The following is a 15,365-nucleotide window of genomic DNA, read 5'->3' on the forward strand; positions in this document are numbered from 1 at the left end:
TGTTGAGGACTATGTGGGACAGAAGAAAACGGAACGGGTTTTTGTAGACATATTCCCTTCAGCCCAGAAGACGGAGTTCCGGTATTATGACGACGATGGCCTTACCTATGGCTACGAAAATGGGAAGTATTTCTCTCAGACCATATCCGGCCAGGAAAATTCCGGCCAGATTCAGATCGGAATATCAGCCAAATCAGGAAGCTATACAAACGGTGTGGATTACTACTATCTGGCTGTTCATGCAACGCCGCCGGACAGGTGGCGAAAAATGCCTCCCAGTTACAGGAATACGCTGACTTAAATGCTTATTGCCGCAAACGGCGGAGGATTTGCAAAATCTAAGGACATTTACGGGGAAGTTACTTATATAAAAACCCAGGCGGGCATGTCAAATGCGGACACACTGGTTTTATCCGGCAACACGTCAGTCACACTGTCCGATCAGAAATACGAGGCGGAATATGCTTCCCTTTCCGGTAAAACAGTGGCTGACCAGCCGAAGGTGGGCAAGGATCATACAGGATTTTCCGGTACTGGTTTTGTAAACGGTATGGAAAGGTCCCAGGCAGCAGTGACCTTTTATGCAAAAGCCGCAAATCCGGGGGATTATGAGGTGACCCTGCGCTGTTCCAACGGCGCAAAGACCGCAAAAACCTTATCCGCATACGTCAACGGCACATACTGCGGCCAGGCGGACATCGATTCCACCGGAAGCTGGGATTCCTGGGGAGATGTGAAAATACTCCTGCCCCTCACCGCGGGCAGCAACAGCATTACCTTCAAATACGATCCTGACTCAGGGGATACAGGCTTTGTAAATATCGACTATCTGGCGGTTCCCTTTGAGCCGGAACGAATGGTAATAGAAGCGGAGAATTCCCCTCTTTACGGGACTGCAAAGACAAACCAGGATCATTGGTTCTACAGCGGCAGCGGTTTTGTGGATTCCATGGTTTCCCAGAATGCGGAAGTGGCCTTTGAGGTCGATTTGGAGCAAGGCGGAACCTATAAGGCAGATTTCCGTTACAGCAACGGGAACCAAAGCACGAAGGATTTAAACTTATATGTAAATGGAAACCCAGCGGGCAACCTGCAATTTGCCGGTGCAGACGGAAACTGGAACAACTGGCAGACCGTAAGCACAAACCTGGAGCTTTCACAGGGAAGAAACCGAATTTCTCTTCGTTATGACGCAGGCAATTCCGGCAACATCAACCTTGACAAATTGACACTGGCCGCCGCCGCTTCCGGTGCTTATCCGGAAAATCTTTTGGACAATGGCGGTTTCGAGCGGCCCACTTCCTTTACTTCCAACTGGACGGAGTGGCATCCCAGCGGCCAGGCCCTGGCTTATGGCATTGATTCCGGATCCGGCACGAATCCGCCGGAATCTCCGGTGGAAGGCGAAAAACGGGCGTATTTTTACAATGCATCCGCTTATGAGCAAAGCATTCATCAGGGGCTTAAGGTGGAAAACGGAAGCTATCGGGTGGAAGCCTTTGTAAAGGTGGTAAATACCTCTCCGGGCGTGGGACGCATGGAGATCACAAACTACGGGGGCAATGAGGTTTACGTGGATATGCCAAAGTCTGGAAGCGGGTGGCACAAAATAGAGGCCAGCAATGTTCAGGTTACAAACGGTACCATTGACATTGGATTTTATTGTTCTTCCAGCGGCGGAACCACGGTACACATTGACGATGTGAGATTGTATAAAAATTAACAATTATCAGCAGCGGCACATGAGGAAGGTCTTGTGAAAAGACTTCCGATGTGCCGCTGGCATTTTGACCATGAGTGGATGAAAGAACATTTTGGAGGGTGAAATGGAGAATTTGAATTTGATAAAAGCTGTTATCTTTGATCTGGACGGCGTAATTGTTTCCACGGATGAATACCACTACCTTGCCTGGAAACGTTTGGCTGACGAAACAGGGCTGTATTTTGACAGAAATATAAATTCCGCCCTGCGGGGGGTCAGCCGCTTGGAAAGCTTAAACATTATATTATCCCGCCAGGCCGCCATGTGCCCGAAATGGATAAATTACAGCTGACGGATAAGAAAAACGGCTACTATAAAGAGTATCTGGAAAATTTAAGTCCCGATTCCATCACAGAGGACACGGTAAATGCCCTGTCTTGTCTCCGTAAGCAGGGATTATTGTTAGCCATTGGTTCTTCCAGTAAAAATGCACGTTTTATTCTGAACCGGATCGGCTACGGTGCCTTTTTTGATACGATTGTGGATGGCAATGATATCAAACGCTCCAAGCCGGACCCGGAAGTGTTTGAATTGGCGGCAAAGCGTCTGGGAGTCCTGCCGGAGAACTGTATCGTGGTGGAAGATTCGAAGGCGGAATTGAAGCGGCTCTCGCCTGCGGCATGAAGACGGCGGCCGTGGGATATGCGGCGGAGACAGGGTGCGGGGATTGGAATTTTAGCAAGCTGTCAGAACTTGCGTTGAAAGTGGTGTAAATGAAGGAAAGGCAATACCAGTGAAAGAGATCTGAAAAATGTCAGGTCTCTTTTTTTTAGACCACAATTTTGCCACATTATTTTGTTTTGGTATGCTTTTGACTCTAGCCGCCTTTCCATTGGGCACTATACAGATTGAAATTATAGGTTATCCAAATTTTACCATAAAGCACAAAAATAAGGTTGAATTTTGTATACAGTTACTGAAATTTAAAAAAATAGTATAATAAAACCTATTTTATTACCAACTTTGACCGATATATGTCATGAATAACAAAGGGAAAGGTAGGAGTATGAAGCGATCAAGATTAGTAAAGATAGTAATTGGAATTTTAGCAGTTTTGATTATTGTTTTTTTGGCCGGGTATTTTTTTACTCTCCAGCGCATTAAAGGGTGAAAAGATCCAGGTGATGGATTTTGACCAGGAGCTGAATTTAAGAAAACCGGCACAGGTAAAAACTGACCCGGCCATTCTGTTTCTGGGAAACAGCATGACCTATTTTAATGATCTTCCAACGGTATTTTTGAATTTAAGCCAGAGCGGAGGGTTCGAACCGGAGGTATACGAATTGACGGAAGGTTCATACCGTCTTGAATATTTTGCGGATGAAACGGATGAAGTTGGGGCACAGGCGTGTGATGCACTGAAGAATTATGATTGGGATTACGTAATTTTGCAGGAACAAAGCGGTGTTTCCACAATACAGGCAGAAGAGAACATGTATCCTGCCGCAAGAACGCTTGACAGTATGATCCGGGAAGCAAAGGGAGAATCTGTGTTTCTTATGACATGGGCTTATAAAGAAGGTTTTTCTTTTGATTTATTAGGGTTGGAATTGAAAAATACAAGAGAAGAAATGCAGACTCAAATGGCTCAGAATTACATGAACATTGCAAATGAGCTGGATGCGCTGCTGGCACCGGCCGGTATCGCATTTATGCGCTGTGCGTCCCATTATCCGGAAATTGAACTCTGGGATGAAGACGGGAACCATCCTTCGCCGGCAGGAACTTATCTGGCGGCATGCGTTTTGTATCAGGTGTTATACGATCAGTCTCCCAGTGAACTTGATTACACCGCCGATCTGGATGGGCAGACAGCTTCAAAGCTTCAGCTGGTTGCGGCCGGCATCCGGTAATGGGATCCAGGGATCTGGTCTAAAAAAATATTAAATAGATTTTGGAGGTCATAGATATGAAAAACAAATGGAATGTAATGATTGAGGGCAAAGAGCATGAGATTATGTTTAAATCCGGTGCCTTTCGCGGAAAAAAAGATCGTGGATGGTGTTTCTGCGCCTGTAAAAAGTAAAAGCATATTTATCAGGGTATTTGATGAGCCGATCGAGCTGGAGGGAAAAACACTTCATCTTACATCAATCGGTTCCAAAGTGGATCTGGCTGTGGATGATGTATACTTAAATTCAAAGAAGCCATACGTCCCCCTTAATGAAATACCCCGCTGGGCTTATATATTCACAGCTGCTATTATCATAATCGGCTGGATCCTAAGCGGTTTGTTTGGAATCTTAGTTGGTACCTTGGGAGGCGCGTTTGTTATTAAAAGATCGATTTCCCCGAAACCTGGAAACCCATTGCCGTCCTGCCTGGGCGTATCAGTTCTGTGCGTAGTGATACAGGCTGTATTTCTGTTCATGAGACTTGCGGCAGCTTTATAGGAATTTATAAAAACAGGGAATCATTTTCAAAGGCCGCTGCAAGACCAGGTAAGCCATTACCAGGGAGCAGCGGCCTTGTGTTAAAAGTACCTTTGATAGGGTCTGCCCCATTGGTCATTACAAATATCCGTTTGATTTTCCTGTTGCAGCAGACCGAAAATTGACAGCGCCAAAATGCTGTGCTATAATGATTGCGTTTCAGTAAAGGAGAAAATACTATGAACTTCTATTTGACCAATCAACTTGTTAAGAAACTCAACTCTGTACAATTCATGCCGATGAAACATTGTACAGAGTATAGCGTATAGATGACGCATTAAGATTTCATCGGAAAGCAGGGCAATATTCATACTGATACTGTTGGTATGCTATTGCTTCTTTCCGTGTGTAAATTTAGCGTATAAAAAGGCTATGGACAATGTTTTGTCCGTAGCCTTTTGCTTTTAAAATATCAGTTTTTATAGAACTGAAAGGCAGAAGGCAAATACACTTGTGTGTATTGTCTTCTGCCTTTTTGCGTTTTTACACATGGCTGCTTATTTAACAACATAAAAGAAAGGATTTTGATTAACATGAGCTTACTGGAAATTAACGGATTATCCCATTCTTTTGGAGATAATCTGCTTTACAAAAATGGGGAATTGACCCTTAACAAAGGCGAACATATTGGTATCGTTGGACAGAACGGAACTGGAAAAAGCACCTTGATTAAAATTTGCACCGAACAGGTGATGCCGGATGCTGGACGAATTATCTGGCAGTCCAATATTTCTGTTGGTTATCTGGATCAGTATGCAGAAATAGACCATGGCTTAACTATGAAAGAATTTTTGAAGACAGCCTTTTCAAGACTATATGAGATTGAAAATGAAATGGGCGCATTCTATGAGATGGCCGCAAAGGGGGATATGAAATACCTGGAACGGGCAGCTAAACTTCAGGAAGAACTTGAAAGACATGATTTTTATTCCATTGATACACATATCGAACAGGTGGCAAACGGATTAGGATTGCTTGCTATCGGTCTTGACCGCCTGATTGAGCAAATGAGCGGCGGCCAGCGTGCAAAGGTAATTTTGGCAAAATTACTTCTGGAAAAACCAGATGTTCTTTTGCTTGATGAACCAACAAACTTTTTGGATAAAGAACACGTTTCATGGCTTGCCGATTATTTATCCAGATTGGAAAATGCTTTTATGATCGTGTCACATGATTTTGCCTTTTTAGATAAAATCACAAATCGTATTTGTGATATAGAGAATGATACCATTACAAAATATTATGGCTCCTATTCGGAATTTTTGAAAAAGAAAACTCTGTTGCGGGAAGATTATATCAGGCAATATTCATCACAGCAAAAGGAAATCAAAAAGACAGAGGAGTTTATAAGAAAAAAATATTGCCGGGCGAAAGTCAAAAATGGCAAGAGGCCGCCAGAAGCAGCTCGACCGCATGGAAAAAAATAGAAGCCTTAGAGCAGAAGGAAATAAAGCCATATTTTCATTTTCCAGAATTACCGTTGACCAATACAGAGCATTTAGCAGTTAAGCACTTAGCAGTTGGCTACCATTACCCTGTGCTGTCTGATATTGATTTTAGTATAAAAGGCGGACAAAAGGCAGTGATTACCGGGTTTAACGGAATTGGAAAGTCAACGCTGCTAAAAACTCTGGTCGGGCAGATTCCGTCCATGAAAGGTTTATATAAATATTCTGAGCAAGTAACTCTTGGATATTTTGAACAGGATTTGTCATGGCCTGATGAAACAAGAACACCCATTCAGATTGTTTCAGATGCCTATCCCCATCTGGCAGTAAAAGACGTTAGAAAAAAATTTAGCCAGATGCGGTATTTCAAGCAAGCACGCCATGCAATCAATCGGGACATTAAGCGGCGGAGAACAGGCAAAGGTGAAAATGTGTCTATTGACATTAATGCCATGCAATTTTCTGATTATGGATGAGCCGACAAATCACTTAGACGTTCAGGCAAAAGACTCCTTAAAAACAGCCTTGTCGGAATTTCCGGGGACTGTTCTGCTGGTTTCACATGAAGAAGCATTTTATCAGGACTGGGCACAAAGGGTCATTGACATAGAGAAACGGTAAAAATATTCTGAATAATTTCATCTGCCCTGCGGCAATAAAAAAACGCTGCAGGGCAGAAAATAATTAGGTTTTGAAGTTAATAACATTTGATATAAAAAAGTTATTAAATATTCATTTTTAACTGACGCCATTTTGTATCCAGAACAGGAGGAACATAATTTTTCATCATATTCACAAGTTCTTTTGGATCAGCAGATACCAGGAGAAGTTTCAGATTAGACTGGTTCATAAAGCCTTCCTGTACAGTGTTTTGCAGTAAGGACAGGGCAGGCTCAAAAAAACCAGCCGCATTCAGAACACCGATAGGCTTTTGATGGATGCCAAGCTGTGCCCAGCTGAGCGCTTCAAAAAGTTCTTCAAATGTACCAATTCCGCCCGGCAGAGCGATAAAACCGTCGGACAGATCTGCCATTGTTTTTTTCCGTTCATGCATATCCTGCACTTCAATCAACCTGCTGAGCCGGTTATGAACAATTTCTTCCGGGAAGAGGCCTTTGGGCATTACACCAGTTACTTTTGCCCCATTTTCTAACATTTGGTTTGCAATTTCACCCATTAGCCCAACCTTGGAGCCGCCATACACAAGCTCAAAGTCATTTTTTTATAAAGACATCACTAAGCTGAATAGCAGCTTCTCTGTATTCCGGCCTGTTTCCTACATTTGAACCGGAGTATACACATATTCTTTTCATAGCAAAGATCTCCTTAAATATAAGTTAAAATTTCTCAATGATATAAACACCTGAAACCAGTAAAACAACGCTGAACATATTTGCAAACACGATTGCCAAACTTAACATGCCAACGGCGAAGCTGATCAGGGAGGAAAGTATGGGGCTTCCTACTTTTTCCCGGAGTTGTCCATTAATACCGGCCTGTAAGGTCAACGCAATTCCCGACAGGAATGATAGCAGATAATACAGTAATGACATATTCTTCACCTCCTCATAAAACCATTGACCATTTACTGTGAAATCATTATAATTGGGAAAATGGTATAAGTAAAATAATAATTTTTGGCAGGAGGTATACTAAAATTTTATATGAATATTAATTTAGAGCTTTATCGGATATTTTACATTACTGCAAAATCAGGGAGTTTCTCAAAGACTGCGGCTGAGCTGTTCACATCACAGCCGGCAATCAGCCAGTCCATAAAACAGCTGGAGGAAAAGCTGGGTGGACAGTTGTTTTACAGGAATGCACGAGGGGTTACCCTAACCGCTGAGGGTGAAGTCCTATTCCGGTATATTGAACAGGGATATGGCTGATGCTGACTGCTGAACGCAAATTTTACGAATTAAAGCAAATGAATGCAGGGCATTTGCGGATTTCAGTTTGCAGTGCTGTATGCAAATACGAATTATTGGGAGCAATCAGTGAATATCATCAAAGGTATCCTAATATCAAAATAGATATAAAGGATGAATCCAGTAAAGAAATAGCAAGATTATTGGACATGGGGGAAATTGATATAGGCATTCTGAATCATCACAATTTGGACGAAAATAATATGGATGTCATAAAAGACATTCAGGTGCAGGACTGCTTTGTTGCCGGTAAAGCTTATGAAAGTCTCTGCCAAAAGCCCATAGGCATACGGAAGCTTGCTAAGGAATATTCCCTTATCATGCTGCAAAAAGGCGGCAGTACGAGAAAATACATTGAGGAATATTTCCATTCGAAAGGAGCCGAGCTGGTTCCGGGAATTGAATTAAGTAATTTAGACTTAATGGTGGAATTTGCCGTAAATGGATTGGGAATTGCCTGTGTGGCAAAAGATTATGTGCAAAAGAAATTGCAGAGTAAACAGCTTTTTGAACTTCCTTTAATAGAAAAGATTCCTCCAAGACACTTAGTGGCAGCAACAAAAAGGGGAATGCCCATATCCACAGCAGCACAAACATTTATAGAAATCTTCTGCAGCATGGAGTCAACATCTGATAAGACAGCATTATAGGGATATATGGAATAAGAGAAAGCAGCAGGGATTATACCTTATGATGCAGCTTCCATAAAATGAGTAAATAAGTGAAGTATTCTCACAGTATTTTAATGGCGCAGAGCAGATTAAGAAGATTGCAGAAGCATATAGAAAACCAATGAATGAGGTTGGTTTTAACTGGTTGAGGCAGGAGATGGAGGTTACTTTTATTATTGGGGGAGTTTCTACTGCAGAGCAGCTGGAACAGAATATTCAATGTACAACCTGGGAGGTTTTATTCTGACATTATGCAAAACTATGGCATAGAAGCCGGAATGGTGTACTTAGACAAGTATTATTATGGGAGTGTGTATGGTTTAATGTAATACTTGATGATTGTTTTGTTATATAATTAAAATTATATATAACTAATTTGTAATGTTAAGGTGGAAGAATTCAAAAATATACGATATTCTTTAAGAGGATGATTTTGTCTTTGATGATTCTACCTTGGCATTTAATAAGAAAGAAGGAATTTCTTTTAACTGGTTATTCACACAGCGGGATCATTAATATGGTAGAATATTCAAAACAAATATATATTTGCGGTGGAGTTACAGGTTTGTCAGGTGTTTTCATATCCTTGTCATTACGTATCACTGCAAGAGAAAACTACAAAGATCAAATAGGTTGATGTTAAAATTAAGTGAGGGATTAAGTATTGATTTGTAATTATCTATGGTTGAGCAGGGAGGAGAAGGCGTGAATCGAATCGAAAAAAATTCGTGAATATGTTGATAATGTACTTTTAACTATGACTGATACCACGGAAAGAAGATGTGGCTATCTGCACCTGTATGGAGTTTCACAGGCTTGCGTACTTATAGCATTAAAAAGAAATGAAAATACGGAACTGGCAGCAATCGCTGGTATGCTGCATGATATTTATTCCTATGGAGCTATGGATACAAAAGAACATTCACATAAAGGCTCGGTTATGGCGAGAGAAATTCCGACTGATTTAGAGGTTTTTACTGAGAATGAAGTTGATATTATTTGCAGTGCCATATATAACCACAGCAGCAAGGGAATAACACAATCACCCTTTGATGAAGTATTAAAAGATGCTGATGTTTTACAGCATTGCTTATATAATCCTCTTTTTGATGTTAAGGAACATGAGAAAGCAAGGTATGAAAAATTAAAATCAGAATTCGGGATTGGCCATTAGAAAACATTTTGCAGGAGCCTTTAAAAATCATATCTTGACACTTCATAAAAAAATAAAATATAATGAGTGCATGCTCATTGAGTTGGAGGTCATTATTTGAAATCAAAAAGGCAGCTGCAAAAAGAAAATACGCGAAAAAAAGATACTTGAAACAGCATATCAGATTTATTCCGAACAAGGTTTTTCGGCTACAACGGCTGTTATTGCAAAGGAAGCGGGCGTATCTCACGGCACAATATTCGTCCATTTCTCATCACTGGATGAACTGCTTTGCTGTCTGATACAGGATTTCGGTGATGCTTTGGGATCGGAGATACACCGTCTGGCGGAAACAAAAGATAATATTGAGGAGCTGTTGAAGGCACATTTGGATATTTTAGCCTGCCATGAGAAATTTTATATCCGGCTGATCGCTGAAAGAAGTTTATTGCCGGAGGATGCAAGATTAACATATTCAAATATTCAATCCATTGTTGCCTACCACTTTAACAAGGTATTTGAACGCGAAAACAACACAATAAAGAACCTTCCGGTTCACCTGTTGTTTAATACATGGATGGGATTGATCCATTATTATCTGTTAAACAAAGATTTGTTTTCACCGGATACGCCGGTTTTAGAGCGGTATGGTTCAGAACTTACGGAAACTTTTTTTAGAATTGATTAAAAAAAATAAAAGGAGGATACAACATGAAAGTTTGTATTGCTTGCGGTATGCCGATGGCAGAGCCTTCTGAATTTGCCTGCGGTGACACAACAAAAGACTATTGTGTACACTGCGCCCGCCCTGACGGCTCCATGCAGTCGTTTGAAGAAAAAAAGGCAGGTATGATAAACTTTATCATCAAGACACAGGGATTTGATCAAAAGGCTGCGGCCCAAATGGCCGAAAGCAGCATGAAAAAGCTTCCTGCATGGAAGGAATATTTCAGTAATTAATTAGGGGGAGGTAATTGAATGCAGGTTAGTTCATCGTTTCAAGCCTTTGCAAAGGAAATACCGCGGGCCGAAACCGCCTTTCAACTGGCCGCACCTCTATCAATTTAATGTATGTGCGCTGGACTGTCTGTTGGACCTGCCAGGCAAATCCAGAAAGCGGGATGTATTGGCTGCTATGCAGGGGCATATTTTGCAGGAGGGCTGTTTAGTGGGAAGATTTCGGTAAAACTGCAATAATATTGCAGGTCCTATAATTTTACAGATAACGTTTTGTCAGGTCTATTTAAACTTTAGAATCATTATCTTGACAATATGACGGAAAAATGCTATATTGAAGACAAGTTAATAGTGAGTGTTACTGACTCGATCAGGCATCATCAAATACAAATGTCCGCATAATAGGGGATATCAGTATTTGGTGATTTTTTTTACCCTTTTTTAATGATTGCTGCCTGAAACTAATTTAATAGAATAATTTTTAGCGAGAAAGGAGGTGTTTTATGTTCGAGTTTGTTAAATCACTGAATAACAACATTGCTCTTGCCTACGACGAGAATCATAACGAAGTCGTGCTGTTTGGAAACGGGATCGGTTTCAACCGGAAGAAGGGAGATATGGTTTCAGAATCTTCTGTCAGCAAGCTTTTCATCAATGACAGCAATAAACGTCTGGCTCCCATGGTTCAGAACCTGTCGGAAGACATTGTTTCCGCCACGGAAGAAATCATTCAATATGGCTCCAGGATATTGGAAAAGCAGCTTCATGCCTCTATCCTGATCATACTTGCCGATCATCTGTATTTTGCTATTGAGCGGGCGAAGAAAAGCCAGAATGTAAATAATCCGCTGCAATGGGAAGTCCCTCACTTATATCCAAGGGAATATGAAATCGGAGTAAAGGGGGTGAACTTAATTGAGGAACGTCTTCAGGTAAAACTGCCGCCACAAGAGGCATCCTTTATTGCCCTTCATTTTGTAAATGCACAATTTGAAAGTCAGGATATGAGTGATACCTTAAAGATTACAGAGATCATAAGCCGGATCCTGGATATTGTCAGCTACCATTTTCAATTGATATTGGATGAAGATTCATTATACTACTCCAGGTTTATTGTCCATCTGCGGTATTTTATTATACGTCAGAAAACTCATATGAAGGATACGATTGGATTAAACGACGAAGATTTACTGGAAACGGTAAAAATCCGTTATAAAAAAAGCTACCAATGTGCCGTAAAGATTGCAAAATATCTGTTTGACGCCTATTCCTGGGAGGTTTCCAAGGATGAAATCATTTATTTACTGCTTCATATCGAAAGAATAACAAATGTCACAAACAAGTGATTAAAACAAGAGTGTTACTATTCAATTAGGCATTGTCTGCGAACCAGGGTTTATTTTGACCGAATCAAGTAGAGTCACGGATTGTGAATATCCGCTTGACCACTAAAAATTAAATGAATAGGAGACTTTGTGTATGGAACATTTAAAATTAGCTCAGGAAATTATCCAGTATTGCGGCGGAAAGGATAATATTACCCAGGCGTGGAACTGCATTACCAGGCTGCGTTTTCATCTGAAGGACAGGGAAAAGGCAGATGTGAAGGCCATACAGACTTTAACCGGTGTCTTAGGAGCCCAGTTTCAGGGGGATCAGTTTCAGGTGATTATCGGAAATGAGGTATTAAAAGTATTTGAAGGGGTAAAGAAAGAGCTGGGAGATCTTGTGGTTTCTTCGGAAGAAAAGCCTGGGAAGAATAAAAAAAGGGAAAATCCGATCAACGTTGTTTTCGGTGTGATCTCGGGCATCTTCAACCCCATTTTACCTGCAATAACAGGGGCCGGAATTATAAAAGGGATTCTGGCTCTGCTGATATTTCTTAAAATGCTGAATCCGGAGTCAGACAATTATTTTATTTTAGATATGATCTCCAATGCCACCTTTTACTTCCTGCCTTTTCTGGTTGCTTTTTCAGCGGGAAAGAAATTCGGGGTGAATGAACATCTGTCTGCTACCCTTGCCGGAATCATCATGTATCCCGCGTTTGTGAATTTAAGCGGACAGGGGATCAGTACGGTGAAATTCCTGTTTTTAAATATTCCCGTAATGGATTACAATTCCACGGTGATCCCCATTATTCTGGGTGTATTGCTGCTAAGTATTGTATACAAATTCATAGACCGTTTTGTGCCCGGCTTTTTAAAGCTGATCGTGACGCCTGTGGTTTCCCTTCTGATAACAGCCCCTGTGGTTCTTGTATTCATCGCTCCTCTGGGAAGCTATGTTGGCAAATATGTGGCGGCCTTTTTCATTTCCCTGTTTGGAGTAGCGGGACCTGTGGCCGGCTTACTGATGGGAGGGCTTATGTCGGTCATCGTTATAACCGGCATGCATTATGCATTTTTCCCGTCCACCTTTGATGGACTGGGCGGTGTTGGCTACGACATTTTACTGCTTCCCATGAGTATTGTAAGCAATATGGCCCAGTGCGGCGCCGTTCTGGGAGCGGCCTTTAAAATAAAGGACAGGAAAATGAAAACCATTGCATTTTCCAGTGCCTTTCTGCCTTGTTCGGCATTACGGAGCCGGCCATATATGGGGTGAACTTAAAATACAAAAAACCCTTTTATGCCGCGTTGACAGGCGGAGCGGTGGGCGGAGCCATTTACGGCATCTTTCAGGTTAAGGCCTATGCATTCAGCATTCCGGGAATTACCGCTTTGCCTACTTATTTAAAAGAAGGGGAATTAAATAACTTTATCTTGGCCTGTGCCGGTGTTCTTGCTTCATTTTTAACTGCATTTATCCTGACTATCGCTCTTCCCCTGGAAGAAAAAGAGAAGACAAAGGATAAAGAGAAGGAGGCTGAAGCAGTCAGCCAGAACCAGGAAGGGCACATCACAAAAATACTGGTTGCCGCCCCAATGACGGGAAAGGCAGTGGGACTTGCCCAGGTTCCTGATAAGATGTTTGCGGAGGGCATACTTGGAAAAGGGATTGCGATCATACCGGATGAAGGGACAGTGAAAGCACCCTTTCAGGGACAGGTAAAAATGATCGCACCTACAAAGCATGCGATCGGCCTGATTTCCGACCGGGGGGTAAATGTGGTGATCCATATCGGAATTGACACGGTGAATCTTCAGGGAAAGGGCTTTGAAATCCTGGTGAAGGAAGACCAGTGGGTGGATCAGGGAGAACCTTTGATGAAGGTGGATCTGGAACTTATTAAGGAAAATTACTTAAATCCCATCACTTCAATGATTGTTACTAACTCAGATGAATATGTGAATGTGCTGGATTTTCCGATGGAACAGGCTCAGGCGGGAACCAGTGAAGTTTTGATTGTATTCCAGTAATATTTCGATAAAAACAAGCAATTTATACTATTAAAAATATTCAAAAAAAGGAGAATAATTATGAACCAGGAAGTAAAATACGGATTTCCAAAAGGCTTTTTATGGGGAGGGGCAACTGCTGCCAACCAGATCGAGGGAGCTTATCAGGAAGATGGAAAAGGAATGTCCACATCGGATTATGCTGCCTATAAAGATCCCTATGCAACGGGAGAAGTGAATAATTTTACCTTCAATGTGACCTCAAAGGAGCTGGAAGAGTACCGGACCCACGAGGAAAAATATAAATTTCCAAAGCGCTGGGGAATCGATTTTTACCATCGCTATACGGAGGATATTGCATTGTTTGCGGAAATGGGATTTAAGGTGTTCCGGTTCTCTATTTCCTGGGCAAGGATTTTTCCAACAGGGCTGGAAACAGAGCCAAATGAAGCCGGATTTGCTTTTTATGATAAGGTGATCGCCGAGCTGAAAAAGTATAACATTGAACCTCTCATTACATTGTCCCATTATGAAATGCCCATAGTTCTGTCAGAAAAATATAACGGCTGGCAGAGCGGGAACTGATCCAGTGCTTTGTCCGGTTCGCGAATGCATGCTTTAAACGTTATAAGGATGATGTGAAGTACTGGATCACATTTAACGAAATGAATATGAACTTAAACAGCCTTTACACCGGGGCAGGAAGCTTCCCGGACAAAGTGGATCATCTGGAAGAGGCGGCTTACCAGGCATCTCATTACCAGTTTGTGGCCAGCTCTCTGGCAGTGAAGGCGGGAAAGGAAATTATGCCGGATGCAAAAATCGGCTGTATGATCAACCGGATTGAGTCCTATGCAAAGACCTGCAAGCCGGAGGACCAGCTGCAGGCACTAAAGGCTGACCAGATCAACCTCTTTTATCCGGAGGTACAGGCAAGAGGAGAATATCCTTCCTACATGTTACGGTATTTCAATGAAAAGAACATAAAACTGGAAACAGAACCGGAAGATTTTCAGATCATCAGGGATTATACGGTGGATTTCATCGCCTTCAGCTATTACATGACCCATGTTACGGAAGACAGGCCGGATGCAAATGAACTGGCCGGAAAACTGGACAGTCCGATCAAGAATCCTTATTTAAAGCTGACGGAGTGGGGCTGGCCCATTGATCCCATCGGACTGCGCATTACACTGAATAAAATGTATGACCGTTATAAAAAACCTCTTTTCCTGGTTGAAAATGGACTGGGAGCCAGGGATAAGGTGGAAGCAGACGGAAGCATTCATGATGATTACCGGATTGATTATATCCGTGAGCACATAAAGCAGATGAAGGAGGCGGTAACAGACGGCGTGGATTTAATGGGTTATACTACGTGGGGCTGCATTGATCTGATCAGCTGCGGTACATCAGAAATGACGAAACGGTATGGTTTCATCTATGTGGATCAGGATGATGAGGGAAATGGTACGTTAAACCGGTCCAGAAAGGATTCCTTCTACTGGTATAAAAAGGTGATAGAAACCAATGGAGAAGAGCTGTAAGATAAAGGAAATGTATCAGCCTATGCTTAAGATATTAAAAGTGGCTTATTCAGGACTTTTGAAAAGAAGGTCTTAAAAGACAGGATAGAATAAATGATAGAAAGAATGGCGCAGCTGGGAGGC

At 41.9% G+C, this 15,365-nt stretch carries 15 protein-coding genes and 5 pseudogenes; 18 read left to right on the forward strand and 2 right to left on the reverse strand.

The genetic code is table 11. The features are described from left to right. Window positions 1-13 precede the first annotated feature (13 nt). The 9 genes and pseudogenes from JCM10519_RS26050 to JCM10519_RS26080 all read left to right on the forward strand — a co-directional run bounded on the left by JCM10519_RS26050 (window position 14) and on the right by JCM10519_RS26080 (window position 6,263). A complete protein-coding gene (locus tag JCM10519_RS26050; RefSeq protein WP_347843036.1) occupies window positions 14-301 on the forward strand; it encodes a DUF5110 domain-containing protein in 288 nt (95 codons plus the stop codon). Continuing rightward, complete coding sequence (locus tag JCM10519_RS26055) at window positions 302-1,723, forward strand: CBM35 domain-containing protein (RefSeq protein ID WP_347843037.1); 1,422 nt, start codon at window positions 302-304, stop codon at window positions 1,721-1,723. A 103-nt stretch (window positions 1,724-1,826) separates the two neighbouring features. Further along, window positions 1,827-2,054 carry an HAD hydrolase-like protein gene (locus JCM10519_RS26060; RefSeq protein WP_347843038.1) on the forward strand — a complete coding sequence of 76 codons (228 nt, stop codon included), beginning with the start codon at window positions 1,827-1,829 and terminating at the stop codon, window positions 2,052-2,054. Beyond that, the gene (locus JCM10519_RS26065; protein WP_347843039.1) at window positions 2,036-2,386 is read left to right on the forward strand and encodes an HAD-IA family hydrolase; all 351 of its coding nucleotides are present in this window, start codon (window positions 2,036-2,038) and stop codon (window positions 2,384-2,386) included. Before JCM10519_RS26060 ends, JCM10519_RS26065 begins: the two co-directional genes overlap by 19 nt. Window positions 2,387-2,823: 437 nt before the next feature. Further along, window positions 2,824-3,615 (forward strand): DUF4886 domain-containing protein, encoded by a 792-nt coding sequence (locus JCM10519_RS03705; RefSeq protein ID WP_054737987.1) that lies wholly within the window; start codon window positions 2,824-2,826, stop codon window positions 3,613-3,615. Window positions 3,616-3,711: 96 nt separating this feature from the next. Continuing rightward, on the forward strand, window positions 3,712-4,155 hold the full coding sequence (locus tag JCM10519_RS03710) for a hypothetical protein (protein ID WP_347843040.1): 444 nt from the start codon (window positions 3,712-3,714) through the stop codon (window positions 4,153-4,155). Window positions 4,156-4,796: 641 nt separating this feature from the next. Then, window positions 4,797-5,621: an ATP-binding cassette domain-containing protein gene (locus JCM10519_RS26070; RefSeq protein ID WP_347843041.1), complete on the forward strand. Its 825-nt coding sequence runs from the start codon at window positions 4,797-4,799 to the stop codon at window positions 5,619-5,621. A 155-nt stretch (window positions 5,622-5,776) separates the two neighbouring features. Beyond that, window positions 5,777-6,068 (forward strand): annotated as a pseudogene (locus JCM10519_RS26075) (ATP-binding cassette domain-containing protein); the annotation flags it as partial. Between the two features lie 42 nt (window positions 6,069-6,110). Beyond that, the gene (locus JCM10519_RS26080) at window positions 6,111-6,263 is read left to right on the forward strand and encodes an ABC transporter ATP-binding protein (RefSeq protein WP_347843228.1); all 153 of its coding nucleotides are present in this window, start codon (window positions 6,111-6,113) and stop codon (window positions 6,261-6,263) included. A 103-nt stretch (window positions 6,264-6,366) separates the two neighbouring features. Here JCM10519_RS26080 and JCM10519_RS03720 read toward each other — a convergent pair. Together JCM10519_RS03720 and JCM10519_RS03725 are read right to left on the reverse strand one after the other, a co-directional pair. Beyond that, window positions 6,367-6,955: pseudogene (locus JCM10519_RS03720) on the reverse strand (TIGR00730 family Rossman fold protein). A gap of 84 nt (window positions 6,956-7,039) precedes the next feature. After that, window positions 7,040-7,195 (reverse strand): annotated as a pseudogene (locus JCM10519_RS03725) (DMT family transporter); the annotation flags it as partial. Window positions 7,196-7,306: 111 nt separating this feature from the next. Between JCM10519_RS03725 and JCM10519_RS03730 the strand changes: the two are divergent. From JCM10519_RS03730 to JCM10519_RS03760, 9 genes and pseudogenes are all read left to right on the forward strand, one after another. Continuing rightward, window positions 7,307-8,223 (forward strand): annotated as a pseudogene (locus tag JCM10519_RS03730) (LysR family transcriptional regulator). A gap of 778 nt (window positions 8,224-9,001) precedes the next feature. Next, window positions 9,002-9,418, forward strand: a complete 417-nt coding sequence (locus JCM10519_RS03735; protein ID WP_054737990.1) for an HD domain-containing protein — start codon at window positions 9,002-9,004, stop codon at window positions 9,416-9,418. 301 nt (window positions 9,419-9,719) lie between these two features. Next, entirely contained in the window at window positions 9,720-10,085 is a 366-nt protein-coding gene (locus JCM10519_RS26085) for a hypothetical protein (protein ID WP_347843042.1), read from the forward strand. Window positions 10,086-10,108: 23 nt separating this feature from the next. After that, complete coding sequence (locus JCM10519_RS03745) at window positions 10,109-10,357, forward strand: zinc ribbon domain-containing protein (protein WP_054737991.1); 249 nt, start codon at window positions 10,109-10,111, stop codon at window positions 10,355-10,357. Between the two features lie 46 nt (window positions 10,358-10,403). After that, the gene (locus JCM10519_RS26090) at window positions 10,404-10,583 is read left to right on the forward strand and encodes a hypothetical protein (protein ID WP_347843043.1); all 180 of its coding nucleotides are present in this window, start codon (window positions 10,404-10,406) and stop codon (window positions 10,581-10,583) included. Between the two features lie 274 nt (window positions 10,584-10,857). After that, on the forward strand, window positions 10,858-11,700 hold the full coding sequence (locus JCM10519_RS03750; RefSeq protein ID WP_054737992.1) for a PRD domain-containing protein: 843 nt from the start codon (window positions 10,858-10,860) through the stop codon (window positions 11,698-11,700). 133 nt (window positions 11,701-11,833) lie between these two features. Then, window positions 11,834-12,961, forward strand: coding sequence for a PTS transporter subunit EIIC (locus JCM10519_RS26095; RefSeq protein WP_347843044.1), 1,128 nt, complete (start codon window positions 11,834-11,836; stop codon window positions 12,959-12,961). Continuing rightward, window positions 12,958-13,716 carry a glucose PTS transporter subunit IIA gene (locus JCM10519_RS26100; RefSeq protein WP_347843045.1) on the forward strand — a complete coding sequence of 253 codons (759 nt, stop codon included), beginning with the start codon at window positions 12,958-12,960 and terminating at the stop codon, window positions 13,714-13,716. The genes JCM10519_RS26095 and JCM10519_RS26100 overlap by 4 nt, the downstream gene beginning before the upstream one ends. A gap of 60 nt (window positions 13,717-13,776) precedes the next feature. Beyond that, window positions 13,777-15,242, forward strand: a pseudogene (locus tag JCM10519_RS03760) (family 1 glycosylhydrolase). Window positions 15,243-15,365: the final 123 nt, after the last annotated feature.

The organism is Clostridium sp. NkU-1, assembly GCA_001312405.1.